We start from the raw sequence: 21,761 nt of genomic DNA, 5'->3' as shown, positions 1-21,761 counted from the left end.
CTTTTCAGCGTCCGCATAACTGTCCGTCGAGTGCTTCGATCGCACCCCCATACCTATCCATCAGGCTGTTCTTCCTCTCGGGCAATGCCGGGTGGAAAGTAATTTTCCGCGACGTTTCGGGTGACGTTGACGGCTCGCCCAGGCGGTCCGATACTTTCGCCAAACTGCCGATAGTTTCGGCATCGTGGCGCCGGCGCGGTGGCCGTCACCTCCGGCCGCCCCCAGCCCGCGGTGCCTGGTCCGCGTCGGCCTTCAAAGGAGGAAGTGCGCATGATCGACGCTCCCGTTCACCGGACAGGCCGCAGGCGCGGCCGCGTCAGGCTGCTCGTCGGCCGTGTCTGCGCCGTGGTGCTGGCCGCGGCCGTGGCGCTGCTGCCCGGCGTCGCCCACGCGGCCGTGACCACGAATCAGACCGGCACCAACAACGGCTACTTCTATTCGTTCTGGACCGACAGCCAGGGCACGGTCTCCATGGAGTTGGGGTCCGGCGGCAACTACAGCACCTCATGGCGCAACACCGGCAACTTCGTCGCCGGCAAGGGCTGGAAACCCGGTGCGCGCAGGACGGTGACCTACTCGGGCAGCTTCAACCCCTCGGGCAACGCCTACCTGGCGTTGTACGGGTGGACGCGGAGCCCGCTGGTGGAGTACTACATCGTCGACAACTGGGGCACCTACCGGCCCACGGGGACGTACAAGGGCACCGTCACCACCGACGGCGGCACCTACGACATCTACCAGACCACCCGATACAACGCGCCCTCGATCGACGGCAACCAGACCTTCAACCAGTACTGGAGCGTCCGGCAGCAGAAGAGGACCGGCGGCACCATCACCGTCGGCAACCACTTCGACGCCTGGGCCCGTTACGGCATGAACCTGGGCAGCCACGACTACCAGATCCTCGCCACCGAGGGCTACCAGAGCAGCGGAAACTCCAACATCACCATCGGCGGCTCCTCCGGAGGCGACGGATCCACGCCGCCCCCGAGCGGCGGCGGTGGCCAGATCAAGAACGTCGCCTCCGGCCGCTGCCTGGACGTGCCGAACGCCGGTACCGCCGACGGCACCCAGGTGCAGCTGTGGGACTGCAACGGTCAGAGCAACCAGCAGTGGAATTACACCTCCGCCCAGGAGTTGCGGGTCTACGGCAACAAGTGCCTGGACGCCGCGGGCACCGGCAACGGCGCCAAGGTCCAGATCTACAGCTGCTGGGGTGGCGACAACCAGAAGTGGCGCCTCAACTCGGACGGGACCATCGTCGGCGTGCAGTCGAACCTGTGCCTGGACGCCGTCGGCGCCGGCACGAGCAACGGCACCCAGATCCAGCTCTACTCCTGCTGGGGCGGCAACAACCAGAAATGGACCCGGAGCTGACGCCCGGGGCCGCGATCCCCGCCTGCTGATCCTTTCTTTACGGTGAGGAGGCTCCGGTGCGGTGGCATCCGCCGCACCGGAGGCTTCCCTGACGGGCATGCCGTGCCGATCCCGGTGAAGGGCTCGGGGAACCCCCGCCCGGGCGGGAACGGGGCCTTCCCTACCGGGCCGGCTCATACCACGATGGGCCGCAGCAGTTGCCGATGAGAAACACTCGTCGACTCGTGAAGGCACACACTGATGCGACTTGTTCGTGGTTACCTCCCCGATCACACCGGCGTCTCCGGCCCCGCGCGCTGGGCCGTCCGCGATGAGGAGGGCGACCGCCTGCTCCCCGAGGACTTCTCGCTCGGGGAGGCGCTCTCGTCCGGCCTCGGCCACTTCCGCCGGTCCCTCGCGGCGGCGGCCGGTGAGGCCGTGACGCTGGCCTCGCTCGCGGCCCCCGTGGACCACTGGACGGAGGTCTGGGCCGCCGGGGTCACCTACCGCAGATCGCGGGAGGCGCGCAGAGAGGAGAGCCGCGCCCCCGACGTCTACGAGATGGTGTACGACGCTCCCCGCCCCGAGCTGTTCTTCAAGTCGCTCGGCTGGCGCGTGCGCGGGCACGGGCAGGCGATCGCCGTACGGCCCGACTCGTCCTGGAACGTCCCGGAGCCCGAGCTGGCCGTGGTCGTCTGCGCCAACGGGGACATCGCCGGTTACACCATCTGCGACGACGTGAGCTCCCGTTCCATCGAGGGTGAGAACCCGCTGTACCTCCCGCAGGCGAAGGTCTACCTCGGCGCGACCGCGCTGGGGCCGGGCATCCGTCCCGCCTGGGAGGTGCCGGACCCCTACGCCCTCGGCATCCGTCTCGGCATCTCGCGCGGTTCCCGGGAGATCTGGGCGGGCTCGGCGAGCACCGGCCTGCTCCACCGGCGCATCGACGACCTCGTCGAACACCTCCAGCGCGCCGACCGATATCCGTACGGGGTGGTCCTGGCCACCGGCACCTGCCTCGTGCCCGAGTCGGACTTCACGCTGACGCCGGGCGACGAGGTGCGCATCGAGATCGACGGCCTGGGCCGTCTGGTCACTCCCGTGGGCACGGTCGCGGACGTCGACGTGTGACGGGCATCCCGGGGGTGCCGGCGGCCTCGCGCGGGACCACGGTCGTCTGACGGGGAAGCGCTCACGTTGCGTCGCTCGCCTGCTCGCCGGGCGAGGCGGCCGGTGCACCGTGCGCCGCTCGGGCGGCGACGATGGCGTCCGCATGATCGCGGATCCAGGCCGTCAGACCTCGCAGTGGTTCGCTGATGCCCGCGCCGAGCGGCGTCAGCCGGTAACTCACCTGGGGCGGAGCGGAGGGCACGACGGTGCGGTGCACCAGGCCGTCCTGGGCGAGCGTGCGCAACGTCTGCGAGAGCATCTTCTCGCTGATCCCCTCGATCTTCTCACGCAGCTCGAAGAACCGGAGCGGTCCGCCGGACAGCGCGCTCAGCACGAGCACGCCCCAGCGGCTCGTCACATGCTCCAGCACCATACGTGCGGCGCAGCCGCTGTGAAACTCGTCACTCAACGGCTCCGCCTCCGCCGTCCGGCCTGGACCCCGACTCCGACCTCATGAACTTACCTCAATGTATGCCCTTACCAATAGAAAGCCCGTTTCCTATCGTGACTCATCGAGGCGAGGGGAGCGGGAAATGGAGAAGGTCGCACTCGTGACAGGCGCGGGCCGAGGGATCGGCGCCGCGACCGCCCGGGAACTGGCGGCACGGGGATATCACGTGATCGTGAACTACCGTCGCGACGGGGCTGCGGTCAAAGCCGTGGTCGACGCGATCGAAGGGGCCGGGGGAACCGCCGAGCCCGTCCGTGCCGATGTACGCGAGCCGCGGCAGGTGGAGGACCTGATCGCCGCCTGCCGTCGCCTCGACGTCCTGGTGTGCAACGCGAACATCCAACCGCCGTTCGCCCCGCTGGCCACGATGACCTGGGAGGACTTCGCCGGGAAGGTCACCGGTGAACTCGCCGCCGTCTTCCACGTCAGCAAGCTCGCGCTCGCACTGATGCGAGAGCGGCGACAGGGCCGGATCGTGTACGTCTCCAGCGTCGCCGCCGACCTCGTCCGTCCGGGAGGCCTCGCGCACGCATCCGCGAAGGCGGCGCTCGAGGCCTTCGCCCGGCAGGTGGCCGGGGAAGCCGGGCCGTACGGGATCACTGTGAACATCGTGGCCCCCGGCGCGGTCCGCACCGACGCCTCGGCGGGGCTCCGCACCCCTGAGCTGGAGGCCGCCCTGGGCAGACGTTCGGTCCTGGGGCGCATGGTGGACCCCGAGGACGTGGCCGCGGTGATCGCCACGATCGCCGACGGGGGTTTCCACGCCGTCACCGGGACCCGCGTCACCGTGGACGCCGGGCACGGCATCCTCGTCGACGTGTGAGGCCGTCAGCCGGGCGATCACGGGGGGCCGCCCGGCTCATGTCCTCAGTGGCCGGTGGCGCCGTCGATCCGCTCGCGGAGCAGGTCGGCGTGCCCGTTGTGGCGCGCGTACTCGGCGATCATTTGCACCAGGATGCGGCGCAGCGAGATCGGCTGCCCGGTGGCGCGGTGGACACCGGTCTCGTCCAGCGAGCGGGCGGCGGCCACGATCTCGCGGGAGCGCTCGCACTCCGCCCGCCACACGGCGAACGCCTCCTCGACGTCCCCGCCCAGATCCTCGAAGTCCTGGTCGGGGTCGTCGTCGGAGTAGTAGAGGAGCGGGACGTCCTCACCGGTGAACTGGATGCGGAACCACCACCGCTCCACGCTCGAGAGGTGCCGGAGGATCCCGTGGAGACTGAGCCCGGACGGCGGCACCCCCTTGTCCGACAGCCGCTCCTTCGGGACGCCCGAGCACTTCAGCGCGAACGTCTCGCGGTGCCACTCGAGGAAGGCCGTGAGGATCTCCCGCTCGTCGCCGACGAGGGGAGGAGTGGACCGGGAATCGTCGTCCCACTTCTTCGAGTAGTTGGTCTCGGGAATCTCGCTCATGGGCTCGATCCTGTCAGGCGGCACCGACAGTTCCGCCGCCGCGCTCCCGGCCGGTGCGGCGGTCGTCCGCGTCCCGGCCCGGTTTTGTCGGAGCGCGTGGCTACTGTGCGGCGCGTGAAGGAACGGTGGGGCGGGGCCGCGACCCGAAACACGGGCGACGCCGAGGCAGGTCGCGCACGGGCCGACGCCGAGGGCGGTGGCCGGGCGGCGGCCAGGCGGACCCAGGTGGAGCAGCGGGAAGGCAGGGTCGCCGCGGGTCTGTCGGAGCTGGAGCGGTGGCTGGCCGACCAGATCGGACAGGGGATCGCGCAGGCACGCCAGACGGGGCCGGCCGACTGGGACGACCTCGCCAGGCGGCTCGTCGACGCGCAGGCTCCGGGTGTGGCGGGGACGGTCACGCGGCTCTCGCGCCTGCTCGCCGCCGAGGACTGGCCGGGCCTTCTGCTCGGGGAGTACGCGCTGCTTAATCTGCTCGCGGTCGCCCATCGCCGCGCCGCCGCGCTGCCCGAGCCGTTGCGGCAGACCGTGCGGGCGCGGGTCGGCTTCCCCGTCACCAGGGAGTCCGTCCTGGCCACCCCGGCAATGCGGGACCACTGGGATGTCGTCGGATGCCGGGACGAGGAGCAGGACCGGCTGGTCGCCCGGCGCGTGTGGCTGGCGGGCCGTACGACGGGCCGGGTGGCGATGGTGCTGGCGTTCTCGCCGGCCGGGCAGCCGCTCGAGTCGTTTCCGCCGCCGGGCACGACGATCGACGCCGACCTGGCCTTCTACCCGGGCGCGTCGCCGTTGCGCGCGCTGGTGGCCGAGCGACGGGGTTTCGTCGACGCGGGGCCGCCCCCGGGGACGAAGGTCTCCCAGGTGCCCGCGCTGATCGCGGAGGTGCTCGCGGCCGATCCCTGGACCGACTCCTGGCCGCTGGTGCTCGACGGGGCCGTCCCCTGCCCGGACGGCCTCGCGGACGACGAGGGGAACGCGCTGCCGCTGCATCCGTCCGCGGGCGTCCCCTGGCGGCTGCTGGCCGTCTCCGGCGGGCGGCCGGTGACGGTCGCCGCCGAATGGACGCCGCGCGGGCTGCTCCCGCTGACGGCCTGGGACGAGGAGGGCGGGGTGGTGCGGTTATGACCCGGGCCGTTCCCGGCGGGTGGGAGGCCGGGCGGGTCTCGTGGGAGGAACTGGTGTCCACCGCGCTGGTGGGCGCCGACCGCCGCGCTGTCCCGCCGGAGAGCCTGCTGGAGCGGGCCGCCGAGCAGGTGGTCCGGATGCGTGCGGGGCGGCGGCCGGGCAGGGGCAGGCCGCCGGCCCCGGCGGCGGCGGAGACGCTGCCGCTCGTGCCGAGCGCCGCCGCGGACCGGCTGGCCCGGATGCTCGCCGGTGAGCAGGGCAGGCTGCTGACCGAGTGGCTGGAGACGGCCGCCGCGCGGCGGGTGCGGGTTCCGGCCGAGATGGTCCCCGGGCTGCTCGACCTCGGGGCGCGTGACCGGTCGATCCGCGCATACCTGGGGGCGGTCACCGGAGCCCGGGGCCGCTGGCTCGCCGGTCTCAACTCCGCCTGGACGTACCTGCTTGCGGAGCCGGCGCACGTGCCGCCCGACGAGGTGTGGGAGCTCGGCACGAGGGGTGACAGGCGCGCCTTCCTGACCGCGTTGCGGCGCCGCGACCCCGCTGCCGCGCGGGAACTGCTGGAACGCGGCTGGAGCGCGGAGACGCCGGAGGACCGGGCCGTCTTCGTGACGATCCTCGCCGACGGCCTCGGCATGGCCGACGAGCCGTTCCTGGAGGCGGTGCTCGACGACCGGCGCCGTGAGGTGCGGCAGGCCGCCGCCGACCTCCTCACCCGCCTGCCGCGGTCGCGGCTGGCCCTGCGCATGACCGAACGGGCGCGCCGGTTCGTGACCGGGAACGGCTCCGGGCTCCGGGCCGAGCCGCCGCCGGCCTGTGACGACGCGATGGAGCGCGACGGCGTCAGGGCGCGGCCACCCGCCGGCATGGAGACGCGGGGCTGGTGGCTACAGCAGGTGGTGGCGCACACGCCGCTGTCGTTCTGGCCGGGTCACCTCGGCATGGCGCCGGACGAGATCGCGCGGGCCCGGATCGGCGACTGGGAGCGGGAGGTCCGCATGGGCTGGACCCGGGCCGCCATCCTGCAGCGGGACGCGACGTGGGCGCGCGCCCTGTTCGAGGCCGAGCCGCTGACCGACCTGCTTGCCGTGCTCCCGCCGGAGGAGCGGTCCCACCGGGCGGCCGAACTGGTGGCGGGCCACCCGGTGGACGGCCAGATGGTCATGATGCTGGGCGGCGTGCCGCGGCCGTGGGGGCACCGGCTGGCGAGGGCCGTGCTCAAGAAGATCGTCGAGACCACACGGACACAGCCGTGGAACGCCGGCGAGCTGATCCGGCTGGCGGGGGAGCGATTCGACCCCGTGATGCACGAGCAGGCCGGAGAGGTCCCCGAACTGGCCGCGACCCTGCGGTTCCGCTTCGACATGCTCAAGGAGCTTGCATGACCAGCGTTCTGCGCCCGCACGCGGAGGACCAGTTCGCCGACGAGCTGGCGATCCTCGCGAAGACCGACGACCGGCAGCGCCCGCCGGGCTGGCGGCTGTCGCCCTGGGCGGTGACGACCTACGTGCTGGGGGACGGCGGCCAGATCACGCCGAAGTACATCGGCCCGCGCAGGATCGTCGAGGTCGCGGTGGCGACGCTCGCCACCGACAGGGCGCTGCTGCTGCTCGGCGTGCCCGGCACGGCCAAGACCTGGCTGTCCGAGCACCTCGCCGCGGCGATCAGCGGCGACTCGACCCTGCTCGTGCAGGGCACGGCCGGCACCGCGGAGGAGGCCGTCCGCTACGGGTGGAACTACGCGCGGCTGCTGTCGGAGGGCCCTTCCCGCCGGGCGCTGACGCCGAGCCCGGTCATGCGCGCGATGGCGGAGGGACGGCTGGCCAGGGTCGAGGAGCTCACCCGCATGCCGTCCGACGTCCAGGACGCCCTGATCACCGTGCTGTCGGAGAAGACGCTGCCGATCCCGGAGCTGGGAGAGGAGGTGCAGGCGGCCAAGGGCTTCAACGTCATCGCCACCGCCAACGACCGCGACCGCGGGGTCAACGACCTGTCGAGCGCGCTGCGCAGGCGGTTCAACACCGTCGTGCTGCCGGTCCCCGCCACCACGGAGGAGGAGGTCGACATCGTGGCCCGGCGCGTGGCGCAGCTCGGCCGCTCCCTGGAGCTGCCCGAGACCGTGACCGGGCTGGAGGAGATCCGCCGCGTGGTGACGGTCTTCCGGGAGCTGCGCGCGGGCGTGACCTCCGACGGGCGGACCAAGGTCAAGTCGCCCAGCGGCACGCTCAGCACGGCGGAGGCCATCTCGGTCGTCACCAGCGGGATCGTGCTCGCCGCCCATTTCGGGGACGGCGTGCTGCGCCCGGCCGACGTCGCGGGCGGCATCGTGGGGGCGGTGGTCCAGGACCCGGTGTCCGACCGCGTGGTCTGGCAGGAGTACCTGGAGACGGTCGTCCGCGACCGCGACGACTGGCGCGACTTCTACCGGGCCTGCCGCGATGCCGGCTGAGATCGCCGCGGGCGCCCTGTCCGGCCCGGGCGGCGGCCGGGGCGGTTCCCGGCGTAGGGGCGACCGCGACGACCGGGGTCACCCGGGCGGCGAGGGCAGGCCGGGGGTGCCGGTGCCGGAGGTGTCGGTGCTGGGGGTGCGGCACCACGGGCCGGGATCGGCCAGGGCCGTGCGTGACGAGCTGAACAGGATCCGGCCCGATCTGGTGCTCGTCGAGGGCCCGCCCGAGGCCGACGGCCTGGTGGCGCTCGCCGCCGATCCCGGCATGCGCCCGCCCGTCGCGCTGCTGGCGTACGTGCCGGGTGAGCCGTCGCGGGCCGCCTTCTGGCCGTTCGCGGAGTTCTCGCCGGAGTGGCAGGCGATCGCCTACGCCGCCCGGGCGGGCGTCGAGGCGCGCTTCTGCGACCTGCCCGCCGCGCACGGTCTCGCGCTCGACGCCGACCCGGTACGCCGCGATCCCATCGGCGAGCTGGCCCGCGCGGCGGGGTACGACGACCCGGAGCGGTGGTGGGAGGACCTGGTCGAGCACCGGGGCGAGGCCGGGACGCTCGATGTGGTCGCCGAGGCGATGCGGGCCGTGCGCGAGGGGCACGTCGCGGAGGGCGTCGAGGCCCGGCGCGAGGCGTACATGCGCAGGACGCTGCGGAAGGCGGCGCGGGAGGGCTTCGCCCGGATCGCGGTGGTCTGCGGGGCCTGGCACCTGCCCGCACTGACCCCGCTCGCGCTGACTCCGCCCGTGCTGACTCCGCCCGTGCTGACTCCGCCCACGCTGTCCCTGGCCGGAGGTCGCGTCCGCGGGAGCGGTCTGCCCGCCGGGCCGGGCCAGGACGCGCCGGACGGGCCGGGCCGCCCGCCCTCCGCGGCGGAGGACGAGCGGCTGCTGCGCGGCCTGCCCAAGGTCAGGGTCGAGATGACGTGGGTGCCGTGGACCCACGGACGGCTCGCGGCGGGCGCGGGCTACGGCGCGGGCGTCGCCGCGCCGGGGTGGTACGAGCACCTGTTCACGGCGCCCGACCGTCCGGTGGAGCGCTGGCTCGCCCGCGCCGCCGCGATCCTGCGCGAGGAGGACCTGCCCGTCTCCTCCGCGCACGTCATCGAGGCCGTACGGCTGGCCGAGGGACTGGCGGCGCTGCGCGGCAGGCCGCTCGCCGGGCTGTCGGAGGTCACCGAGGCGGTCAGGGCGGTGCTGTGCGGCGGTGACGAGCTGCCGGTCGAGCTGGTGCAGCGGCGGATGGTCGTGGGGGAGCGGCTCGGGCGGGTGCCGGACGCCACACCGATGGTGCCGCTGCGGCGGGATCTGCGCGACGAGCAGCGGCGGCTGCGCATGAAGCCGGAGGCCATGGCAGGGGAGCACGACCTCGACCTGCGCAGGCCGCTCGACCTCGGCCGCAGCCGGCTGCTGCACCGGCTCGCCCTGCTGGAGGTGCCCTGGGGAACGCCACGGCGGGCCCGGAGCAAGGGGACGTTCAAGGAGTCCTGGTCGCTGGAGTGGCGCCCCGAGCTCGACGTGGCCCTCATCGAGGCCGCCGTGTGGGGGATCACGGTCGAGGCGGCGGCGACGGCCCGCGTCCGCGACCTGGCGGGCGGCGCGGGCCTGCCCGAGCTGGCCGCGCTGGTCGAGCGCTGCCTGCTCGCCCACCTGCCGGACGCGCTGCCGTACGTCCTGGGCCGGATTGAGGACCGGGCGGCGCTCGACGGCGAGGTGCGCCACCTCATGGGCGCGCTGCCCGCGCTCGTGCGGGCCCGCCGCTACGGGGACGTGCGCGGCACCGAGGGCCTCGCGGGCGTCACCGAGTCGATGCTCGCGCGGATCTGCGCCGGGCTGTCCCCCGCCCTCACGGGACTGGACGAGGACGCGGCCCGCGAGATGGCGGCGCTGATGGACGGCGTCCACACCGCGGCCGGGTTGATGGGGAGCGGCCGGTGGCTCACGACGCTGGCCGGGATCGCCCGGCGCGACGACCTGCCGGGGCTGCTCGACGGCCGGATCGTGCGGATCCTGTTCGACGCCGAGGCCCTGGAGGACGACGTGGCCGCCCGCATGGCGCGGTCGATGTCACCCGGCAACCCCCCGGCCCGGTCGGCGGCCTGGATGGAGGGCTTCCTGTCCGGGGGCGGCCTGCTGCTCGTCCACGACCCGCGTCTGCTCGCCACCGTGGACACCTGGCTCACCGGCCTGTCGCCCGAGGCGTTCGTGGACGTGCTGCCGCTGCTGCGGCGCACGTTCGGGGCGTTCCCGGCGCCGGAGCGGCGGATGGTCGGCCGGCGGGTCCGCTCCGGTTCCACACTCCGTTCCTCCGCACTGGGCTCCTCAGAAGCGGGCGGCGCCGAGGGGGCGGACTGCGACGACGGGCTGGCGGCGGGGGCCGTGCGGACCGTGCGCGAGATCCTGGGACGCGAGACGGGCGGGAGGCCCTGATGGACGGCGAGGACGAGCGGCTGCGCCGCTGGCGGCTGGTGCTGGGCGGCGCGGCGGAGGGGACGCTGGAAGGAGCGGACGCCCGGATGGACGCCGCGCTCACGGCCCTCTACGACGACGGACAGGAACGGCGCGGCGCCGGCCTGGGCGCGTCCGCGCCGCGAGTGGCCCGATGGCTGGGGGACATCAGGGAGTACTTCCCCGGCGGCGTCGTGCAGGTCATGCAGAAGGACGCCATCGAGCGGCTCGACCTGACCCGGCTGCTGCTGGAGCCCGAGATGCTGGAGGCCGTCGAGCCCGACGTGCACCTGGTGGGCACGCTGCTGTCGCTGAGCCGGCTGATGCCGGAGCGGGCCCTCGAGTCGGCCAGGGCCGTCGTCCGCACGGTCGTGCGGGAGCTGGAGGCGCGGCTGACGCGGCGCACCCTGACGGCCGTCAGCGGCGCGCTCGACCGCTCGGCCAGGACCCATCGGCCCAGGAGGGCGGCCGAAGTCGACTGGGACCGTACGATCCGGGCGAACCTGCGCAACTACCTCCCCGAGCGGAAGACCGTCGTGCCGTCCCGGCTGGTCGGATACGCTCGCGGGCAGCGGGCCGTGCAGCGGGAGGTCGTGCTGGCCGTCGACCAGAGCGGCTCGATGGCCGCCTCGGTGGTGTACGCGGGCGTCTTCGCCGCGGTGCTCGCCTCGATGCGTTCGCTCAAGACCTCGTTCGTGGCCTTCGACACGGCCGTGGCCGACCTGACCGACCGCCTGCGCGACCCCGTCGAGGTGCTGTTCGGCACCCAGCTCGGCGGCGGCACCGACATCAACCGGGCCGTGGCCTACTGCCAGAACCTCGTCACCCGCCCCGCCGACACGATCTTCCTGCTGATCAGCGACCTGTACGAGGGCGGGCCGCGGGAGGAGATGCTGCGCAGGATCGCCGCGATGACCGCCGCCGGGGTCCAGGTGATCGTGCTGCTCGCGCTGTCGGACGAGGGGGCGCCGCGGTACGACCACGACAACGCGGCGGCGCTGGCCGCGATGGGTGTCCCGGCCTTCGCCTGCACACCGGACGCCTTTCCCGGCCTCATGGCGGCCGCCATCGAGCGCCGGTCCTACGACCAAGGTCGCATTTCCGTGCGAGGACGGTGATTTGTAATGTCCGTATCATGTCTTCGGTAATGACCGCCCCAGCCGTCTTCAGCCAGCGATATCGCGCCTTGAGCGTCGGGATCGTGGCCCTGGTGATGCTCGTGGCGTTCGAATATCTGGCGGTGGCCACCGCGATGCCCTTGATCGGCCGGGAGCTGAACGGCTACCACCTCTACGGCCTGGCGTTCAGCGGTGGAATGGCGGCCAACATCATCGCCACGGTGGTCGGCGGACGCTGGAGCGACGCACGGGGGCCGTTCCCCGCCCTGTGGACGGGAGTGGCGGGGTTCGTCGCCGGGCTGGCCGTCTCCGGGTTCGCGCCCGCCATGGAGGTCTTCCTCGTCGGCCGCTTCCTGCAGGGACTCGGCGGCGGCCTGTTCAACGTGGCGCTGTACGTCCTCGTCGCCCAGGCGTACCCCTCCGCCATGCACCCGCGGGTGTTCTCCGCGCTGGCCGCGGCGTGGGTGCTGCCGTCCGTGGTCGGCCCGGCCGTCACCGGCTTCGTGGCGGAGACCTGGAACTGGCGCTTGATCTTCCTGGGCGTGGCGGTGCTGTCGGTCCCCGCCGCGCTGATCATGTGGCGGGGACTGCCCGCCTCGAGCGGGCAGCCGAGGGAGGCGATGGGCCGGGCCTTCCTGCCCCGGTTCGCCTGGGGCGTGTGCGCCGCGATCGGCGCGGCCCTGCTGCAGTACGGCAGCGGCGCTGCGGGTGCGGGGATCGTCCTGGCGGTCGCCGGAGTGGCGGTCCTCGCGCTGGCACTGCCGAAACTGCTGCCCAAGGGGACGCTGCGCGCGGCCCGCGGGCTGCCCACCGTGATCGCGCTGCGCGGCCTGGCGGCCGGATCGTTCTTCGCCGCCGAGGTGTTCGTCCCGCTGATGCTGGTGCAGGAGCGGGACCTGAACACGGCCGAGGCCGGGCTCGCGCTCACCGGAGGGGCCCTCGCCTGGTCGCTCGGCTCGTGGATCCAGGGCCGCAGACCCCACGCGCGGGCGCTGACCATCCGCCTCGGTGCGACGCTGATCGCCGCCGGAATCTGCGTCACCGCTCTGATCGTCATCCCCGCCACGCCGGCCGTCGTGGTCTTCGCGGGCTGGGTGGTGGCGGGCCTGGGCATCGGAATGGTCTTCCCGACGTTGTCGGTGCTGGTGCTGGAGCTGTCTGCGCCGGGGGAGGAGGGCCGCAACAGCGCGTCGCTGAGCATCGGCGAGTCGGTCTTCTCCGTCGTCGCCGTCGCGATCACGGGGGCCGTGTTCGCCGCGTACGGAGGCCGGCCGTGGGTCTACGTGACCTGCCTGGGCCTGCTGGTCGTCATGGCGGGCACGGCCACTCTCGTCGGCGGCCGTTTCGAGCACCGCCGCGAAGCGGGCACCATGGAGGTCTAGGGAATCCCGGAAATCCCGCCGTGGAGCAGGCCGGCCGGACGCAGCGCCCCCGCGGCGGCGCCGGGACGGCCTTCGGTGGGATCCGGGGGAAGAAGCGAGGGGATCCGAGTGCCGCGTGTCCGGGAGCTGGAGGTCTTCAGGATGACCCTGCCGTACGGCAGGCGTCCGGAGACCGTCCTGATAAAGATCACGGACTACGGCGGCATGGTCGGCTGGGGCGAGGCCGTCGATCCCGCCGAGGCCGGCCCGCTGGAGCGGGCCCTGCCCGCGCTCATCGGCCTCGACTGGGAGCACCCGTCGGAGCTGGGGGAGATCCCCGGCGGGGCGGCCGGCGACATGGCGTGCTGGGACCTGTGGGGCCGCATGAACGGCGTCCCGCTCGCCCACGCCCTCGGCGGCAGCCGCACGTCGCTGATCGCGACCGTCAGGCTGGCGGCGGACCGCTCGCTGGAGAGCATGGTCGCCCGGGTGAACCGGCACGTCTGCGCGGGCTACGGGCACGTGACCCTGGACGTCCACCCCGGCTGGGACGTCGAGCCGCTGCGCGCCGTGCGCGCCGCCTACCCCGGCCTGGCCATCGCGGTGGACGGGCGCGGCGCCTACACGGAGATCGCGCAGCTGGAGGCGCTGGACGCCTACGGGGTGGTGGCCATCGAACGCCCCTTCAAGGACCTGCTGACCAGCGCCGACCTGCAGGATCGGGTGTCTGCCGCGGTCGCGGTCGAGGTGACCTCCGTGGGCGAGCTCGACGAGGCGGTGAGCCGCAAGGCGGGCCGGGCGATGCTGCTGCGCCCCGCGAAGTTCGGCTCGCTCGGCGCCGTACGGCTCGCGCACGACCGCGCGGTGGAGGCCGGGTGGGACATCGTCTGCGCCGGCGGCCTCGGCGCGGGGCTGGCCCGGGCCGCGACGGTCGCCGTCGCCAGCCTGCCCGGCTGCTCCCTGCCCAGCGACGTGGCCGAGCCGCCGCGCAGCGCCCAGGTGGTGCTCCCGCCGGTCGGCGCGTCCGGCGGGGTCGTCGCCGTGCCGCTGACCCAGCCCGGTCTCGGGCACACCGTGGACGAGGACCGGGTGCGCCGCATGGCCCGCGAGTCGTTCCGCGTCTGATCCGTGAGCCGGCGGCGTCCGGCCGGCCTCGGGCCCTCAGCCGGATCCGCCGGCGGCGCGGTCTACCACTTCTTCCCCGGGGGGCAAGGAGGCCGTCGCGGTCGCCGCCATCGAGCACGGTGAACAGGAGTTCGCGGCGCTCCTCCGGACCGCGCCGGACGGCGAGGAGAACCCGGCCGTGGCCGTCGACCAGTATCTTCATCCAACTGCCTCGTCTTGGGGTGAGGCGGAGCACGGGCGCCGTTTTGACCTTCAAGCTGCTTGAAGGCCGACAATCCCACGCATGGATGACACCGACGCGTTGATGAGCATCGGCGCCTTCGCACGCAGGGTGAGGCTGGCTCCGAGCGCTCTGCGGTTCTACGACGACTGCGACGTGCTGCATCCCGCCCACGTAGACGACTCGACCGGCTATCGCTATTACTCCCCGGACCAGGAAGCCCGCGCGGTCCTGGTGCGGCGGCTACGCGAAGCCGGGATGCCGCTCACCGACGCTTCGGTGGTACTCGACGGCACTCGCGAGGAAGCCCTGGCCATTCTGGAAGAACCGCCAGAAGAGCTCGGGAGACCGCGGCATCGGCCCAGTCGGCGATCGAGGAGATCCTGCGTGGTCTGCCGAGGGGTGCGCATCGGGCCACCGTACGACTCGATGGGGCCGAGCTGGCCGGCGCCGTACGCCAGGTCGCCCCGGCGGTGGCGTCCGCTTCTGCGCGGGAGGAGCTCCCGGTACTCGGTTGTGTCCTGATCGAAGTAGAACGCCAGGACGGGCCACTCACCCTGTCCGCCGACGAGCAGCATCTCACTGTCGTCTCCCGCGGCCAGGCCGTCTCCACGCTGGCCGCCATCTGCACAGGGCCGCCTGTACGCATCGCGTTCGACCCGGGAGTTCTTCTTCCGGCGCTCGACGCAGGCGTCGGCCAGGATGCGCTGCTGGAAATCTCCTCGCCGGCCCAGCCCGTGGTCGTCCGCTCCGCCGACCAGGGCACCTTCACCACCTTGGTCATGCCGGTCCACGGCGAACCGGCTGACGAGTGACGCTTCACGTACGCATCGAGAAAGCGAGACCATGGACCCCGACAACCCCGTCGTCAGGCTGTGCACCCAGGGTATGCAGGCCGAGGCCGAAGGCCGTGACACCGACGCCAGGAGCCTCTTCGGGCCGGCAATCCTCCCAGCCGGGCAGCTGGGGGGCCGGGCGGCGGGCATCCGAGCACCCGTTGTCCGATGCCTGGTTCACGTGCCGGAGCGGAGCCGTTCGCGGTCCGCCTCGACCGTCTCGTCATCGACGGCGCCGGACAGGATGGCGTCGAGCAGCCCGGGGTAGCGGGCGTCCAGATCCTCGCGCCGCAGGATGAGCAGGTTCTCCCGGCCCGAGGGTTGTTGCCAGATGACGCCGCTGTCCCGTAGCACCCGCCAGTGATGGGTCATGGTGGACTTCGCGGTGATCCCCAGCGTGTTCAGGACGCTGGTGCAGTTGTGCTCGCCGCCGGCGTCGAGCAGGCGTACGACAGCCAGGCGCACGCCGTTTCCCAACGCCGACAGCACGTCTGCGATCCGGATCTGGTCGCGGTCGGGATGACGATAGGCCATGGTCCCACTGTACCGGGATTGTCGAACAGTCGTCGTGGGTGTGACATAGTACGACCGTACGTAAATCAACGTAGATTGGCGGGCTTCGCGTGCCCGTCACCGGCTCCCTCCGAAGGGCGATCCATGTCCACACCATCCGCGCCGCCCGCGCGATCCGCAGGCGAGGTCAAACCGCGCCTCGGCTGGACCCTGGCGCTACTGGCCCTGGCTCAGCTCATCTACGCGCTCGACCTCAACATCGTGTTCGTCGCGCTCCCCCAGATCGGCGCCAGCCTGGGCTTCCCCGGCCAGACCCAGCAGCTCGTGGTCAGCGCCTACGTCGTCTTCGCCGGCGGCTTCCTGCTGTTCGGCGGCCGGGCGGCCGACCTGTTCGGCCGCCGCCGCGTCTTCGTGCTCGCCCTGGCCCTGTACGCCGTCTCCTCGTTGGCGGGCGGGCTGGCCGCCACTCCCGCTGTCATCATCGTCGCCCGCGCCATCCAGGGCATCGGTGGTGCACTGCTGCTGCCCTCCACGCTGGCGCTGCTCAACAACCTGTTCGCCGAAGGCCCGCAACGCAACCGCGCGCTGGCGGTCTGGGGCGGCGCCGGCGCAAGCGGGCTCACCATCGGCGCACTGCTCGGCGGCCTGCTCACCCAGAACTTCGGCTGGCCCGCCGTCTTCTTCGTCAACGTCCCCCTGGCCGGGCTCGTCGCCCTGGCCGCCCTGGCCGTCATCCCGCGGGACCCGGCCGGAGGGGAACGACGCAGATTCGACGTACCTGGGGCGCTGAGCGTCACCGCCGGATCGACACTGCTGGTCTTCGCCCTGGTCGAGGGACCCGAACTGGGCTGGGGCAGCCTCCCGGTGATCGCCGCCTTCCTGCTGGCCGTCGCGCTCCTGGTGATCTTCACGCTGGTCGAGGCGCGCAGCGCGGACCCGCTCATGCCCTTCCGGCTCTTCCGTAACCGCAGCCTGACCGTCGGCATGCTGGTGACCTTCATCTACATGGCCACCTTCGGTGTCCTGCCGTACTTCCTCACCGTGCTGCTGCAGAGCGTCCACGGCTACAGCGCCCTGCAGACGGGGCTGGCCTTTCTCATCCCCTCACTGGCCATCGCCGGCGGCACCCAGGGCGGCGAACGCCTGGCCACACGGATCGGCACCCGTACCACGCTGCTGATCGGCTTCGCCATCGGCGTGGTGGGCACCGCCGTCCTCGCCCTCGGCTTCGACGCCGAGGGCGGCTACGGCCTGCTGGTGCCCGGCCTGATCGTCTCCGGCCTCGGCCAGGGCATCGTCTGGACCGCCATGTGGATCGCCGCCGCCGCCGGCACCGCCAGCCATGAACAGGGCGTGGCGAACGGTATCGCCTCCACCGCGCTCAACATCGGCAACGCCATCGGCCTGGCCGTCTTCACCGTCATCGCCGACATCGGCGTCGAGGGCAAGGCCGGCGAGGCTCTGCGTGTCGCCACCGCCGACGGCGAGTTCCTCGTCGTCCTGCTCACCGCGGCCGTGATGATCGCCGGCATCCTGATCACGCTCACCCTGCCGCGCCTCATCCGTCAAATCCCGGCCACCCCGCAGCGGGACGGGTCCCACGTGGCCGGCTGACCGCACAGGCGCGGCGAACGACGGCGACGGCCGGAGCACCTGACATGGCTCGCAGGTGCTCCGCCGTGTCCGTCGGTGCTGCCCACAGGGACCGCGGTTTGAGCCTGGCTGTGCTCGGCGATGGGCGGGAGGACACAGCCCCCAGGGGGGAACAGACGGGCTCAGCGCGCCATCGCCGTGTGCGGCGCCCCGCAGCCGTCGTCGATCGGGCTCGGCGTCCCCGGGGACGGGAGCACGGGCGCGGGGGAGGGCGTCGGGAAGTGCCGGTGCCGGCGCGGCTCCGCAGCGGACGGTGAGCCGGACGGCGTGACGGAAGGGCCGGGCTGGGCGTGGACCGAGGCGCGGATCGCCCTGGCCGTGAGCAGCCGGATCCGGTCCCAGTCGGGATAGGCGGTATTGATCAGGGGCGGCACGAACTGCAGGCTGGTGATCGAGGCGTGCTTGACCTTCCAGGCCAGCGGCACCAGGTGCTCCAGCATGGGCCGGGGCACGTCGGTGCTGATCATCCTGCGCGTGACCGCCGCGATCTCGGTGAACCGCGTCAGCACCATGGCCGGGTCGGCCTGGGAGAGCAGGGCCCCCAGGACGCATCGCTGCCGGTGCATCCGGTCGAAGTCGTCGCTGAAGGTGCGGGAGCGGGCATACCACAGCGCCTCGGCGCCGTTCAGTCGCCGGGTGCCCGACCTGACGACGCCCTCGTTGCGCAGGCCGTACACGATGTCGCGGTCCACCGTCACCACGAGCCCGCCGAGGGCGTCGATCATCTTCGCGAAGCCCCAGATGTTGACCAGCGCGTACCAGTCGATCCGCAGGCCCAGGATGTGGCCGACCGTCTCCTTGAGGACCTCGGCGCCCATGTGCCGCCGCCCGCCGAACAGCTCGGGGTGGTCGTCGGCGTACTGCCACACCGAGAACAGCAGGTCCTCCCGCCAGCCGGGGCGATACTCCGGAAGCTGGAAACCGAAGGGGAACCGCGCGGCCATGGGGCTGCCCGGAGGGAAGCGGACGTGCTCCAGGTTGCGGGGCAGGCCGAGCAGCACGGTGTTGCCGGTCCGCACGTCCACGCTGGCGACGTTGATGCTGTCGGTGCGCATCCCGATCCGGTTGTCGCCCCAGTCGCCGCCGAGCAGGAGCACGTTGACCCGGTCGCGGCCCGCCCACGGGTCGTCCTGGCGTACGGCGCCGCCCGCCTGGGCGGTCCCGCCCGGCGCGGCGAACAGCGAGTCGAGGGTCTGCTCCGACACGTGGACGTACCGGGCGGCGATCGCGAACGGCACCGCGACGACGACCGCGAGCACGCCCGCGACCAGCCCGGTGAGGACCTGCCCCCTGCGGGGCAGCCGGGCGGGCCGCAGGACGACGTACGAACGGATGACCAACCAGAACCAGGCGACGGCGCAGGCCGCGAACACCAGTGAGATCTGGCCCAGCCAGTTGAGCGCGCGTCCGGCGAGGCCCGCGTCCGCGCCGACGGCCACGCACGCGACGGCGACGACCGCGGTCAGGTAGCCGCCGAGCAGGAGCAGCCCGGTGCGCCACCGGCCCGCTCGCAGGTGCGCCGCGCCGGGCAGCACCGCCGACAGCGCCACCCAGCCGATGAGCGCGGCGGCTCTGAACGCCGGCCCGCGGCGACGCGTCGCCTGCGGGGCGCCGTTCCTGGGCGCCAGATCAGGGGTGACCACGCGTCAATTGAAGCGACACCGGCCGCGGAAAGCCCGTGACCGGCCCGAGCCGGAGCAGTCCATACCGGCATTTGACCGAGGCTCGACCCGGGGCTCGACCTACCAGGGGAAGGCGAACAGGCCGTAGTAGGCGGCGGTCAGCAACAGCAGCGCGGTCCCGCCGAGCACGCCGGCGAGCACGCTCTTCTGCCAGGGCGTCGGCTCCCAGCCGTCCCGCAGGCCGCCGGCCACCGCCGCGAACGTCGTGACCGTCTGCACGAGCATCACGATGGCGAGCAGGCGTACGACCAGCCATCCGGCCTGCACGGCGGGCCAGGCGCCGGCCTGGTTGACCGAGAACAGCACGATGAGCGTGATGAACGCCAGAACGGCGGCGAGTTCCCCGAGGCCGGTCCAGGCCATCCGGCGCAGCCGCCGCCGGATGGCGGGCCACAACTGCACGCTGGCCTCCATCCTGGCCTGCAGCCGCAGGTCGCGCCCGCGCAGCCGGACGACCATCTCGGTGACCGGCGCCGCGACATACCCGACCGCGGCCAGGCAGAGCGTGAGCCACAGGATCGTGCTGTCCCCCCACCACGGCGCGGCCGGTACGTCGGCCGCCTCGAAGCGCTGCACCGGCGTCGCCCCCGCGATCGCCACCGAGGGCCTGGCCGTACCCGGCAGGTCTCTGATCCAGTTCGCCAGCGTGGGCAGGTAGTCGGCCGCGTACGGCCCGCCGCGGATCCGCATGGCGTGGTCGGCCCCGGCGAGGAAGCGGATCGTGTAGTCGGTGTTGCCGCCCTTGGCCAGGGCGCCGGTGAGCGTCTCGGTGCTCTCCACGAACGGGATGGACGGGTCGTCGGTGCCGTACAGCGCCAGGACGGGCTGGGTGATCCCGCGCAGGGCGGGCACCCCGTCGTAGCGGAGGAAGTCGAAGCCGACCCCGCCCATCGCCCGGGTGAGCAGGTCGCGTACGCCGGTCGGGGCGTGCAGGCGCAGCAGTTGTTCGTTCAGCGCCCAGGCGACCTGGCGCAACGGTGAGACGTTCGGAGAGGAGACCAGGACCACGAAGGCGGTCTGGGGGTCGCGCGCGGCGGCGATCGGGACGACCCAGCCGCCCTCGCTGACGCCCCACAGACCGGCCCGACCCGGGTCGACGTCGGGCCGCTCGCGCAGCACCCGCAGCATGCGCAGGGCATCGTCGGCGAGCAGGCCGAAGTCGCGGCTGCGGAAGGAGTAGCCCACCGTCCGCTTGTCGTACGCCAGCGTCACGATGCCCGCCTGTGCCAGCCACTCGGCCTGCTGGGTGAACTCCCCGCCGTCGCCCGACCCCGACCCCTGCACGAACACCATCGCGGGGTGGCGTCCCGGGGACAGGGGCGCCCTGATCGTCGCCTTCAGCGTCTCGTTCACCGCCGGCACGAGCAGCGTCTCCGTACGGAACCGGTCGGTATGGGCGACCGGCCGCACTTCGGCGGCGGACTGGGGAGGTATGTCACGAAACTGGGGCGAAGCGGACAGAGGTGGGGGATCGAAGGCCGGCGGGGAGAGGAGATGGCCGACGGTGGCGAGCACCACCATCAGCACACCGGCGATCACCCCGAGAGTGCCCCGGCCGACGTTCATGAGGCCGCTCCCCCATGCGTACTCGTGATACCGAATCCAGGCTAAGTCATTACTCCTCCTTTGCGTCGTGCACCAGAGGGGCGGTTGGGGCCGCGTTTGTCGGCGGGACCTGTTAGCTTCCTGCGACATGCGTGTCCTGCACAGCTCCGACTGGCACCTCGGCCGGTCGTTCCACCGCGAGAGCCTGCTCGGCGCTCAGGCCGCGTTCGTCGACCACCTGGTCGAGACCGTGCGGAGCGAGCGTGTGGACGTCGTGGTGGTCTCCGGCGACGTCTACGACCGGGCCCTGCCTCCCGTCGACGCGGTCGCGCTGTGCAACGAGGCGCTGGCCAGGCTCAAGGCCCTCGGCGTGCACACCGTGCTGATCAGCGGCAACCACGACTCCGCCGTACGCCTGGGCTTCGGCGCCGACCTGATGGAGCGGGTGCACCTGCGCACCGACCCCGGCAAGGCCTGGGAACCGGTCATGATCGGCGACGTGGCGTTCTTCGGCATCCCCTACCTCGAGCCCGAGCTGGTCAGGGCGCCGTGGGAGCTGGCCGAGCGTAGCCACACCGCCGCCGTCACGTACGCGATGGACCGCGTGCGGGCGCATCCGGCGGCGCGCAAGGTCGTGCTCGCCCACGCGTTCGTCACCGGGGGAGAGGCCAGCGACAGCGAGCGCGACATCAGCGTCGGCGGGGTCTCGCACGTGCCGTTGAGCGCGTTCGCGGGGGTCGACTACGCGGCGCTGGGGCACCTGCACGGCCGTCAGGTGATGAGCGAGACGGTCCGCTACAGCGGCTCGCCGATCGCCTACTCCTTCTCCGAGGCCGGCCACACCAAGGGTTCCTGGCTGGCCGACCTCGACACGGGCCGCACGGAGTTCGTCCCCGCCCCGGTGCCCCGGCCGGTGAGCACGGTGCGCGGCCGCATCGACGACCTGCTGACCGACGGCCGCTTCGACCGATACGAGGACCACTGGCTGCAGGTGACGCTGACCGATCCGGTGCGGCCGCGCGAGGCGATGGAGCGCCTGCGCCGGCGGTTCCCGCACACGCTGGCGCTCGCCTTCGAGCCGGACGGCGTGACGGAGGGACCGGCGGGCCGGGCGAGGATCGCCGGCCGGGCCGAGATCGAGGTGGCGCTCGACTTCGTCCGCGAGGTCCGCGGTGAGCCCGCGGACGACGACGAACGGCGCCTGTTGCAGGAGGCGGTCGAGGCGTGCCGCATCAAGGAGAGCGCATGAGCGAGCGGAGCGAGCGAATCGATAAGCACAGTGCGATTCGCGAATGCGACCCCGAGCCGCCAGG

The 21,761-nt window shown here is 72.7% G+C and carries 19 protein-coding genes; 14 read left to right on the top strand and 5 right to left on the bottom strand.

The features are described from left to right. The first annotated feature begins 270 nt into the window (after positions 1 to 270). On the top strand, positions 271 to 1,377 hold the full coding sequence (locus IL992_RS11385; protein ID WP_193203286.1) for a glycoside hydrolase family 11 protein: 1,107 nt from the start codon (positions 271 to 273) through the stop codon (positions 1,375 to 1,377). Between the two features lie 240 nt (positions 1,378 to 1,617). Then, positions 1,618 to 2,487, top strand: a complete 870-nt coding sequence (locus IL992_RS11380; protein WP_193203285.1) for a fumarylacetoacetate hydrolase family protein — start codon at positions 1,618 to 1,620, stop codon at positions 2,485 to 2,487. 61 nt (positions 2,488 to 2,548) lie between these two features. Here the strand turns inward: IL992_RS11380 and IL992_RS11375 are convergent, their stop codons facing one another. Continuing rightward, positions 2,549 to 2,935, bottom strand: coding sequence for a winged helix-turn-helix transcriptional regulator (locus tag IL992_RS11375; RefSeq protein WP_226872716.1), 387 nt, complete (start codon positions 2,933 to 2,935; stop codon positions 2,549 to 2,551). A gap of 124 nt (positions 2,936 to 3,059) precedes the next feature. Here IL992_RS11375 and IL992_RS11370 point away from each other — a divergent pair, with 124 nt between their 5' ends. Beyond that, entirely contained in the window at positions 3,060 to 3,800 is a 741-nt protein-coding gene (locus IL992_RS11370) for an SDR family oxidoreductase (protein ID WP_193203284.1), read from the top strand. Between the two features lie 44 nt (positions 3,801 to 3,844). Here the strand turns inward: IL992_RS11370 and IL992_RS11365 are convergent, their stop codons facing one another. Next, a complete protein-coding gene (locus tag IL992_RS11365; protein WP_193203283.1) occupies positions 3,845 to 4,390 on the bottom strand; it encodes a DinB family protein in 546 nt (181 codons plus the stop codon). Between the two features lie 114 nt (positions 4,391 to 4,504). Between IL992_RS11365 and IL992_RS11360 the strand changes: the two genes are divergently transcribed. From IL992_RS11360 to IL992_RS46045, 9 genes are all read left to right on the top strand, one after another. After that, positions 4,505 to 5,512, top strand: coding sequence for an SWIM zinc finger family protein (locus IL992_RS11360; RefSeq protein ID WP_193203282.1), 1,008 nt, complete (start codon positions 4,505 to 4,507; stop codon positions 5,510 to 5,512). Continuing rightward, a complete protein-coding gene (locus tag IL992_RS11355) occupies positions 5,509 to 6,894 on the top strand; it encodes a DUF5691 domain-containing protein (RefSeq protein WP_193203281.1) in 1,386 nt (461 codons plus the stop codon). Before IL992_RS11360 ends, IL992_RS11355 begins: the two co-directional genes overlap by 4 nt. Continuing rightward, positions 6,891 to 7,958, top strand: coding sequence for an ATP-binding protein (locus tag IL992_RS11350; protein ID WP_193203280.1), 1,068 nt, complete (start codon positions 6,891 to 6,893; stop codon positions 7,956 to 7,958). The genes IL992_RS11355 and IL992_RS11350 overlap by 4 nt, the downstream gene beginning before the upstream one ends. Beyond that, entirely contained in the window at positions 7,948 to 10,377 is a 2,430-nt protein-coding gene (locus IL992_RS11345; protein ID WP_226872715.1) for a DUF5682 family protein, read from the top strand. The genes IL992_RS11350 and IL992_RS11345 overlap by 11 nt, the downstream gene beginning before the upstream one ends. Continuing rightward, complete coding sequence (locus IL992_RS11340) at positions 10,377 to 11,513, top strand: VWA domain-containing protein (protein ID WP_193203279.1); 1,137 nt, start codon at positions 10,377 to 10,379, stop codon at positions 11,511 to 11,513. The genes IL992_RS11345 and IL992_RS11340 overlap by 1 nt, the downstream gene beginning before the upstream one ends. 29 nt (positions 11,514 to 11,542) lie before the next feature. After that, the gene (locus IL992_RS11335; RefSeq protein ID WP_226872714.1) at positions 11,543 to 12,895 is read left to right on the top strand and encodes an MFS transporter; all 1,353 of its coding nucleotides are present in this window, start codon (positions 11,543 to 11,545) and stop codon (positions 12,893 to 12,895) included. 108 nt (positions 12,896 to 13,003) lie between these two features. Further along, complete coding sequence (locus IL992_RS11330) at positions 13,004 to 13,999, top strand: enolase C-terminal domain-like protein (RefSeq protein ID WP_193203277.1); 996 nt, start codon at positions 13,004 to 13,006, stop codon at positions 13,997 to 13,999. 283 nt (positions 14,000 to 14,282) lie between these two features. Next, the gene (locus IL992_RS46050; RefSeq protein WP_319018486.1) at positions 14,283 to 14,744 is read left to right on the top strand and encodes a MerR family transcriptional regulator; all 462 of its coding nucleotides are present in this window, start codon (positions 14,283 to 14,285) and stop codon (positions 14,742 to 14,744) included. Continuing rightward, positions 14,693 to 15,034, top strand: a complete 342-nt coding sequence (locus IL992_RS46045) for a hypothetical protein (RefSeq protein ID WP_226872713.1) — start codon at positions 14,693 to 14,695, stop codon at positions 15,032 to 15,034. Before IL992_RS46050 ends, IL992_RS46045 begins: the two co-directional genes overlap by 52 nt. Positions 15,035 to 15,232: 198 nt before the next feature. On the opposite strand, the gene IL992_RS11320 is transcribed toward IL992_RS46045, so the two are convergent. Further along, positions 15,233 to 15,589, bottom strand: a complete 357-nt coding sequence (locus IL992_RS11320; protein WP_193203276.1) for an ArsR/SmtB family transcription factor — start codon at positions 15,587 to 15,589, stop codon at positions 15,233 to 15,235. Positions 15,590 to 15,712: 123 nt separating this feature from the next. Here IL992_RS11320 and IL992_RS11315 point away from each other — a divergent pair, with 123 nt between their 5' ends. Then, complete coding sequence (locus tag IL992_RS11315; RefSeq protein ID WP_193203275.1) at positions 15,713 to 17,182, top strand: MFS transporter; 1,470 nt, start codon at positions 15,713 to 15,715, stop codon at positions 17,180 to 17,182. Positions 17,183 to 17,343: 161 nt separating this feature from the next. On the opposite strand, the gene IL992_RS11310 is transcribed toward IL992_RS11315, so the two are convergent. Then, positions 17,344 to 18,864, bottom strand: a complete 1,521-nt coding sequence (locus tag IL992_RS11310) for an LCP family protein (RefSeq protein WP_193203274.1) — start codon at positions 18,862 to 18,864, stop codon at positions 17,344 to 17,346. A gap of 99 nt (positions 18,865 to 18,963) precedes the next feature. Next, positions 18,964 to 20,469 (bottom strand): alpha/beta hydrolase family protein, encoded by a 1,506-nt coding sequence (locus tag IL992_RS11305; RefSeq protein WP_193203273.1) that lies wholly within the window; start codon positions 20,467 to 20,469, stop codon positions 18,964 to 18,966. A gap of 127 nt (positions 20,470 to 20,596) precedes the next feature. On the opposite strand from IL992_RS11305, the gene IL992_RS11300 reads away from it, so the two are divergent. After that, positions 20,597 to 21,697, top strand: a complete 1,101-nt coding sequence (locus IL992_RS11300) for an exonuclease SbcCD subunit D (RefSeq protein WP_193203272.1) — start codon at positions 20,597 to 20,599, stop codon at positions 21,695 to 21,697. The last annotated feature ends 64 nt before the right edge of the window (positions 21,698 to 21,761 follow it).

Source organism: Microbispora sitophila, assembly GCF_014892245.1.
Classification (GTDB): domain Bacteria; phylum Actinomycetota; class Actinomycetes; order Streptosporangiales; family Streptosporangiaceae; genus Microbispora; species Microbispora siamensis.
Note: the sequence above shows the minus strand (reverse complement) of the source record. Positions and strands in the feature narration are given on the sequence as shown.

Coding starts and splice junctions, on each gene's coding strand:
- IL992_RS11345 (WP_226872715.1), top strand. CDS start 7,948: ATGCCGGCTGAGATCGCCGCGGGCGCCCTGTCCGGCCCGGGCGGCGGC.
- IL992_RS11300 (WP_193203272.1), top strand. CDS start 20,597: ATGCGTGTCCTGCACAGCTCCGACTGGCACCTCGGCCGGTCGTTCCAC.
- IL992_RS11365 (WP_193203283.1), bottom strand. CDS start 4,390: ATGAGCGAGATTCCCGAGACCAACTACTCGAAGAAGTGGGACGACGAT.
- IL992_RS11350 (WP_193203280.1), top strand. CDS start 6,891: ATGACCAGCGTTCTGCGCCCGCACGCGGAGGACCAGTTCGCCGACGAG.
- IL992_RS11355 (WP_193203281.1), top strand. CDS start 5,509: ATGACCCGGGCCGTTCCCGGCGGGTGGGAGGCCGGGCGGGTCTCGTGG.
- IL992_RS11315 (WP_193203275.1), top strand. CDS start 15,713: ATGTCCACACCATCCGCGCCGCCCGCGCGATCCGCAGGCGAGGTCAAA.
- IL992_RS11340 (WP_193203279.1), top strand. CDS start 10,377: ATGGACGGCGAGGACGAGCGGCTGCGCCGCTGGCGGCTGGTGCTGGGC.
- IL992_RS11335 (WP_226872714.1), top strand. CDS start 11,543: ATGACCGCCCCAGCCGTCTTCAGCCAGCGATATCGCGCCTTGAGCGTC.
- IL992_RS11370 (WP_193203284.1), top strand. CDS start 3,060: ATGGAGAAGGTCGCACTCGTGACAGGCGCGGGCCGAGGGATCGGCGCC.
- IL992_RS46050 (WP_319018486.1), top strand. CDS start 14,283: ATGGATGACACCGACGCGTTGATGAGCATCGGCGCCTTCGCACGCAGG.
- IL992_RS11305 (WP_193203273.1), bottom strand. CDS start 20,469: ATGAACGTCGGCCGGGGCACTCTCGGGGTGATCGCCGGTGTGCTGATG.
- IL992_RS11320 (WP_193203276.1), bottom strand. CDS start 15,589: ATGGCCTATCGTCATCCCGACCGCGACCAGATCCGGATCGCAGACGTG.
- IL992_RS11380 (WP_193203285.1), top strand. CDS start 1,618: ATGCGACTTGTTCGTGGTTACCTCCCCGATCACACCGGCGTCTCCGGC.
- IL992_RS11385 (WP_193203286.1), top strand. CDS start 271: ATGATCGACGCTCCCGTTCACCGGACAGGCCGCAGGCGCGGCCGCGTC.